Origin of the sequence: Blastococcus sp. TF02A-35 (assembly GCF_004571075.1) — a bacterium.
Classification (GTDB): domain Bacteria; phylum Actinomycetota; class Actinomycetes; order Mycobacteriales; family Geodermatophilaceae; genus Blastococcus.
Genome location: NZ_SPQP01000029.1, coordinates 40,249 through 47,102 on the forward strand (window position 1 = coordinate 40,249; position 6,854 = coordinate 47,102).

7 protein-coding genes are annotated in these 6,854 nt (G+C 75.3%); 5 read left to right on the forward strand and 2 right to left on the reverse strand.

Going from position 1 to position 6,854, the window contains the following annotated elements:
* The first annotated feature begins 26 nt into the window (after positions 1-26).
* The 3 genes from E4P43_RS14085 to E4P43_RS14095 are packed head-to-tail and all read left to right on the forward strand — an operon-like array spanning position 27 to position 3,684.
* Positions 27-491, forward strand: coding sequence for a DUF350 domain-containing protein (locus E4P43_RS14085; protein WP_209313887.1), 465 nt, complete (start codon positions 27-29; stop codon positions 489-491).
* A gap of 5 nt (positions 492-496) precedes the next feature.
* A complete protein-coding gene (locus E4P43_RS14090; protein ID WP_135146092.1) occupies positions 497-2,050 on the forward strand; it encodes a polyamine aminopropyltransferase in 1,554 nt (517 codons plus the stop codon).
* A gap of 20 nt (positions 2,051-2,070) precedes the next feature.
* Positions 2,071-3,684 (forward strand): peptide chain release factor 3, encoded by a 1,614-nt coding sequence (locus E4P43_RS14095; RefSeq protein ID WP_209313888.1) that lies wholly within the window; start codon positions 2,071-2,073, stop codon positions 3,682-3,684.
* 4 nt (positions 3,685-3,688) lie between these two features.
* Here E4P43_RS14095 and E4P43_RS14100 read toward each other — a convergent pair whose 3' ends face one another.
* A complete protein-coding gene (locus E4P43_RS14100) occupies positions 3,689-4,561 on the reverse strand; it encodes an alpha/beta hydrolase (RefSeq protein ID WP_135146094.1) in 873 nt (290 codons plus the stop codon).
* A gap of 31 nt (positions 4,562-4,592) precedes the next feature.
* Between E4P43_RS14100 and E4P43_RS14105 the strand changes: the two genes are divergently transcribed.
* Both E4P43_RS14105 and E4P43_RS14110 read left to right on the forward strand, forming a co-directional pair.
* Positions 4,593-4,955, forward strand: coding sequence for a DUF1330 domain-containing protein (locus tag E4P43_RS14105; RefSeq protein ID WP_135146095.1), 363 nt, complete (start codon positions 4,593-4,595; stop codon positions 4,953-4,955).
* Between the two features lie 7 nt (positions 4,956-4,962).
* On the forward strand, positions 4,963-5,736 hold the full coding sequence (locus tag E4P43_RS14110; protein WP_135146096.1) for an alpha/beta fold hydrolase: 774 nt from the start codon (positions 4,963-4,965) through the stop codon (positions 5,734-5,736).
* Positions 5,737-5,743: 7 nt separating this feature from the next.
* Here E4P43_RS14110 and E4P43_RS14115 read toward each other — a convergent pair.
* A partial coding sequence (locus tag E4P43_RS14115) for a thiamine pyrophosphate-dependent enzyme (protein WP_135146097.1) occupies positions 5,744-6,854 on the reverse strand: 1,111 nt, incomplete at its 5' end.

A 6,854-nucleotide genomic window follows, 5' to 3' on the forward strand; every position in this document is an offset into this window, starting at 1 on the left:
CCCCAGATGCCAGGAGAGACCCCGACGTGACCACGACATGGCAGGCGCTGGAGTTCGGCAGCGTGGACGGCGGGGCGCTCGGCGACGGCGTCCTCGCGACGCTGCTCTACTTCGCCATCGGCTTCGCCGTGCTGGCGCTGGGCTTCCTCGCCCTCGACCTGCTCACCCCGGGCAACCTGCGGACCCAGGTCTACACCGACCACAACCCGAACGCGGCGGTCCTCTTGGGCGCGAACCACCTCGCCCTGGCGATCATCGTGGTCACCTCGATCATGACCAGCGACGACAGCCTCGGCCAGGGGCTGGTCGACTCCGCGGTCTACGGCGTGCTGGGCGTGGTCCTGCAGGCGGTGGCGCTGCGGCTGCTGGACGCCTTCGTCCCCGGCCACCTGCGCGACGTGGTCAACACCCCGCACATGACCGGCACCGCGTGGGCGATCGCCGCCAGCCTGGTGGCGATCGCCGCGGTGAACGCCGCCGCCCTGTCCTGACCGGCATGACCACCGCCGCGCAGGTGCCGGCCGTGGGGGTCCGCGCCCGGCCCCTGCTGCTCGCCGCCGTCGCGGTCTGCGCGGCCTGCGGGCTGATCTACGAGCTGGTGCTGCTCACGCTGTCGGCGAGCCTCGTCGGCGGCGGCATCACCCAGACCTCGCTGATCGTGGCCGGCTTCGTGGCCGCGCTCGGCGCCGGCGCGCTGCTGGTCAAGCCGTTCCTGCACCGCCCGGCGGCCACCTTCGTCGCCGTCGAGATCCTGCTCGGCGTCGTCGGGGGCCTGAGCGCGGTCACCCTCTACGTGTCGTTCTCCTTCTACGGCACCAGCAGCGCCGTGCTGCTGGTGGCGACGGCCGTCATCGGCGTGCTGGTCGGGGCCGAGGTCCCGCTGCTCATGACGCTGCTGCAGACCGGCCGGGCGGGCATCGACGCCGAGGGCTCGGGCAAGCTGCTCGCCGACCTCAACGCCGCCGACTACGCCGGGGCGCTGGTCGGCGGGCTGGTCTGGCCGTTCGTCCTGCTCCCGCTGGCCGGGCAGGTCCGCGGCGCGGCGCTGACCGGCGTGGTGAACCTGGTCGCCGCCGCGGTGGTCGCCTCGCTGCTGCTGCGGTCGCAGCTGGGGATCCGCGCCCGGCGCGCGGCCACCGGCGCGCTGCTGGTGGCCGCCGCCGTGCTGGGCGTCCTGCTGCTGCGCGCCGAGGACATCGAGACCACCGCCCGCCAGCGCCTCTACGACGACCCGGTGGTCGCCGTGGAGCGGTCCCGGTACCAGGAGATCGTGCTGACCGAGCGCTCCGGCGACGTCCGGCTCTACCTCGACGGGGACCTGCAGTTCTCCAGCCGCGACGAGCACCGCTACACCGAGTCGCTGGTCCACCCGGCGCTGGCCCGCGACCCCGCGCGGGTGCTGGTCCTCGGCGGCGGCGACGGGCTGGCCGCCCGCGAGGTGCTGCGCCACCCCTCGGTGCGCGAGGTCGTGCAGGTCGAGCTCGACCCCGACGTGGTCGAGCTCGCCCGCACCCGGCTCGCCGCGCTCAACGGCGGCGCGCTGGACGACCCGCGGGTCGAGGTGGTCATCGCCGACGCCTTCAGCTGGCTGCGGACCCCCGCGGCCACCGGCTTCGACGCGGTCGTCGTCGACATGCCCGACCCGGACACCCCGGTGCTCGGGCGGCTCTACTCCCAGGAGTTCTACGGCCTGGTCTCCGCCGCGCTGGCCCCGGGCGGCCTGGTCACCGTCCAGGCCGGCAGCCCGTACTCCACCCCGGCCGCGTTCTGGCGCACCGTCTCCACGCTCGACGCGGCGGGCCTGGCGACGACGCCGTACCACGTGCACGTGCCGAGCTTCGGCGACTGGGGCTTCGCGCTGGCCCGGGCCGGGAGCGAGCCGCCGGCCGCGGCTATGTCGCCGTCGGCACCGGCCACGAGGTTCCTCGACGCCGCCGTCCTGGAGTCCTCGACCGTCTTCCCCGCCGACCGGCCGCGGCAGCGGCTCACCCCCTCGACCCTCGACCGGCCGCTGGTCGTCGAGGACATGCGCGCCGGGTACTCCGGCTGACGCCTAGTAGCGTTTCCGGGGTGACCGCCGCAGCGACCCCGCCCCGTGAAGCGACCGGGACCGCGGTCGCGGAGGCCGCCCGGCGGCGCACGTTCGCCGTCATCAGCCACCCCGACGCCGGCAAGTCCACGCTCACCGAGGCGCTCGCGCTGCACGCCCGCGTCATCGGCCAGGCCGGCGCGGTGCACGGCAAGGCCGGCCGCCGGGGCACCGTGTCGGACTGGATGGAGATGGAGCGCGACCGCGGCATCTCCATCACCTCCGCGGCGCTGCAGTTCGGCTACCGCGACGCCGTCATCAACCTGCTCGACACCCCCGGGCACGCAGACTTCTCCGAGGACACCTACCGGGTGCTGACGGCGGTCGACGCCGCGGTGATGCTGGTGGACGCCGCCAAGGGCCTCGAGGCGCAGACGATGAAGCTGTTCGCCGTCTGCAAGCACCGCGGCATCCCGATCGTCACCGTCATCAACAAGTGGGACCGCCCGGGCAAGGACGCCCTCGAGCTGATGGACGAGATCGCCGACCGCACCGGCCTCACGCCCACCCCGCTCACCTGGCCGGTGGGTATCGCCGGCGACTTCCGCGGCGTGCTGGACCGGCGCACCGGCGACTTCCGCCGCTTCACCCGCACCGCCGGCGGCGCCACCATCGCCCCCGAGGAGCTGCTGTCCGCCGACGAGGCGACCGCGCAGGAGGGCGAGGTCTGGCTGCAGGCGCAGGAGGAGGCCGAGCTGCTCACCGAGTCCGGCCAGAACCACGACCAGGAGTCCTTCCTGGGCGGCGTGAGCACGCCGGTCCTGTTCGCCTCGGCCGTGTCGAACTTCGGCGTCGGCGCGCTGCTGGACACCCTGGTCGACCTGGCGCCGGCCCCGGTGGGCCGGCCCGACGCCGAGGGCGCGGTGCGCGACCTCGACGCCCCGTTCAGCGCGTTCGTCTTCAAGGTCCAGTCCGGCATGGACGCCGCGCACCGCGACCGGCTCGCCTACATCCGGATCTGCTCCGGCGTCTTCGAGCGCGGCATGGTGGTCACCCACGGCCGCACCAAGCGCCCGTTCGCCACCAAGTACGCCCAGCAGGTGTTCGGCCGCGAGCGCGAGGTCGTCGACCTCGCCTACCCCGGCGACGTCGTGGGCCTGGTCAACGCCTCCGCGCTGGGGGTCGGCGACAGCCTCTACAGCGAGAAGCCGGTCACCTACCCGCCGCTGACCACCTTCGCGCCCGAGCACTTCGCCGTCGTGCGCAGCAAGGACACCGCCAAGCACAAGCAGTTCCGCAAGGGCATCGAGCAGCTGGACTCCGAGGGCGTGGTGCAGGTGCTGCGCTCCGACCGCCGGGGGGACGGCTCCCCCGTGCTCGCCGTCGTCGGGCCGATGCAGTTCGAGGTGGCGACGCACCGCATGGAGCACGAGTTCAACGCGGCGGTGCACCTGGACCGGCTGCCCTACAGCATCGCTATGCGCACCGACGAGGCGTCGGTGCCGCTGATCGCCGCCTCCGGCGGCACCGAGGTGGTCCAGCGGTCCAGCGGCGAGCTGCTGGCGCTGTTCACCGACAAGTGGGCGCTGCGGATGCTGCAGCAGCGGCACTCCACGATCACCCTCGAGCCGCTGGTGGCCGCGCAGCTGGCCTGACCGCTCAGTCCAGCAGCGCCCGGTAGACCTCCCGGGCGTGGTCGAAGACGAGGAAGTGCCCCTCGCCGGCCAGCCAGTGCGCCGAGCAGTCCGGGAGCATCGTGCTGAGCACCTGGCCGAGGACGAGCGGCACCTGCCAGTCCTGCGTCCCGTGCCAGATGTGCACCCGCTGCCGCACCGCGGAGAGCGGGAAGCCCCAGGGGCGCAGCAGCAGGGCCCGGTCCTCGGCGAGCGCGGCGGTGCCGTTGCGCAGCCCCTCGGCGAAGGTGGTGGCCAGGACCCGCCGCACCGCCGGCCGGCCGATCACCCGCCGGTCGGCCGCGTTCAGCCGGAACTGCAGGTAGCGCGGGATCAGCTCGGGGCGCAGCCCCAGCGGCGCGAAGACCGGCCGCAGCACCGTCGCCAGCTGGGCGGGCCGGTGCAGGCCTACCCGCACCCGGGAGGGCACCCACCGCGGCCACGGCCAGGGGACGTCGGGCGGCGGCGCCCCGCCGAGGATCCCCACGGCCCGCATCCGCTCGCCGAACACGTGCGCGCAGGCCAGCGCGTACGCCGCGCCGCCGGAGAGGCTGAGCGTCGCGAACCGCTCGACCCCGAGGCGGTCGAGCAGCTGCCGCACGTCGTCGGGCCAGTCCATGACCCGGCGGCCGGGCTGCGGGTCCGACCGCCCGAAGCCGGGCCGGTCGGGGACGACGAGGCGCACACCCCACCGGCGGTAGTCCTCGGCGTCCTCGACGTGCCGCTCCAGCCGCGAGCTCGGCGAGCCGTGGCAGCCCAGGACCGGCATCCCGTCGGGGTCCCCGTACTCGGCGTAGGCCATCGTCCGGCCGTCGCCCAGCTCGATGGTGCTCTCCCGCGGGCCCGCTCCCGGCTGCATGCGGGGTCCCTACCCGGCTAGCGTGCCGGGCATGGCTGTCGACCCGCGCGGAGCGGACCTGAAGCGGTACCTGCAGGAGGACCCGGGAGGGCCGGTGGTGATGCTGAACCTGCTGCGGTTCGCCGAGGGGGGCCGCGAGCTGTACGCGCAGTACGCCGACGCCCTGAGCAGCACGTTCCTGGCCCGCTACGGCGGTGAGGTGCTCTACGCCGGCGACGGCTCGACCTCGCTCGTGGCCGAGGACGGCCAGGCGTGGGACGCCGTGCTGCTCGTGCGCTACCCCTCGCGGGAGGCGTTCAGCCGGATGGTCGCCGACCCCGAGTACCAGCAGGTCACCGAGCTGCGCACCCGCGCGCTGTCGGAGGCGGTGCTGCAGGCCACCACCGCCTGGTGACCCGGTCGTGAACCCTGGGCGGCTGCGGACGGGGGCCGCTGCACTGCTGACCGCGGTGGCCGCCACCGCCTGCGGCTCGCCGGCCGAGCCGGTGCCCGGCGAGGAGGCCGCCACCGTCTCCCCGGGACAGCAGGTGTGGTGCGCCGGCTCCGGTCCCGCCGTCGTCCTCGTGAACGGCATCGGGGACGGTGCGTCCGCGCGCCAGTGGCTTGACGTGCACCGCGAGCTGGCCGACCGGGCCCGGGTCTGCCGCTACGACCGGCCGGGGACCGGGGACAGCGCCGCACCGGGGAGAGCCGGGCGGGGCGCCGAGGAGCTCGACGCAGAGCTGGACGCGGTGGTGCGGCACGCGGCCGGCGCGGACGACGTCGTCCTCGTCGCGCACTCCTTCGGCGGGTACCTCGCGCGGATCCACGCCGACCGCCACCCCGAGCGGGTTGCGGGGCTGGTCCTCGTCGACGCGCTGGACCCCTCCGTCGGCGTCGTCCGGGGCACGGGCGCGGAGGACCTCGGCAGCGTGCCCATGGCCGGGGAGCGGCTGGACCTGGGCGACCTGGAGCGCGCAGCGGCCTCGGTCGACGCGCTGCCGGGCGACCCGCCGGTGGTGGTGCTGCGCCGCGGGCAGGGCAGCTCGCCGGCGTGGGACGCCGGCCAGGCGGCCCTGGCTGCCCTCTCGGCACGGTCCCGGACGGTCGAGGTGGACGCCGGGCACCAGATCCCCTCGGAGGACCCGGAGGCGGTTGTCGCCGCCGTCCACGAGGTGCTGGAGGAGACCGGCTGAGGTGGGCTCAGTGCCCCCTGAACGCCTCCTCCAGCCACCAGGAGGGGGCGTTCCGGGCGACCTTGGCGTCCACCAGCAGCGGCGCCGAGCGGGGGCCGGCCAGCCAGGCCGCGACGCCGGCGAGGTCGGCGGTCCCGCGCACGGTCACCGCCTCGTACCCGTGGCCGCGGCCGATGGCGGCGAAGTCGGTCTCGGGGAACCGGACGGTGCCCAGCGCGTGCCCGTCCGGGCCGAAGTGGTGCACCTCGGCGCCGTACGCCGCGTCGTCGTAGACGACGACCACCATGGGCAGCCCCAGGCGCACGACGGTCTCCAGCTCGGAGGCCCCCATCAGCGCGCCGCCGTCGCCCAGAGCGGCGACCGGCAGCCGGTCGGGCCGCGCCAGGGCCGCGCCGATCGCGGTCGACAGGCCCAGGCCCACGGACTGGAAGGCCTGGGTGAAGCAGAACCCGTGCTCGTCGGGCACGTCGAGGAACATGCTCGGGTAGCCCATGAAGTTGCCGGAGTCCACGGCGACCACCCGCTCGGCGGGCAGCAGGTCGTCCAGCGCCGCGGTCAGGGTGCGGGGGTCGATGACACCGTCGCCACCCGCGTCGTCGTAGGGCTCGTCCCGCCAGCGCCCGCGGGCCGCGATCGCCTCCCGCACCTCGGGGACCCGGTAGCCCTCCGCGGTGCCCGGCAGCAGCGCCGCGGCCGCCCCGGCCACCGCGCGCACGTCGCCGACCACGCCCAGCGCGATCTCGCGCTGGGCGCCCAGCGCCTCCGGCTCGTCGTCGACCTGCACCACGACGGCGTCGGGGGCGATCAGCCGACCGTGCCTCATCGTCCACATGTTGAGCTGGCAGCCCCAGCCCACGACCAGGTCGGCGCCGGAGATCAGCTCGGCGGCCAGCGGGGTGGCGAACCCGCCGGAGACGTCGAGGTCCCACGGGCTGCCGCGGAACAGCCCCTTGGCGACCGCGGAGGTGGCCAGCAGCGCGCCGCAGCGGTCCGCGAGCGCCACCAGCTCCGCGCGGGCCGCCCTCGCCCCGCGGCCGGCGACGAAGACCGGGCGCCGGGCCGCGCGCAGTGCCGCGACCAGCTCGCCGACCTCCACCGGGCCCGCGGCGACCGCGCCG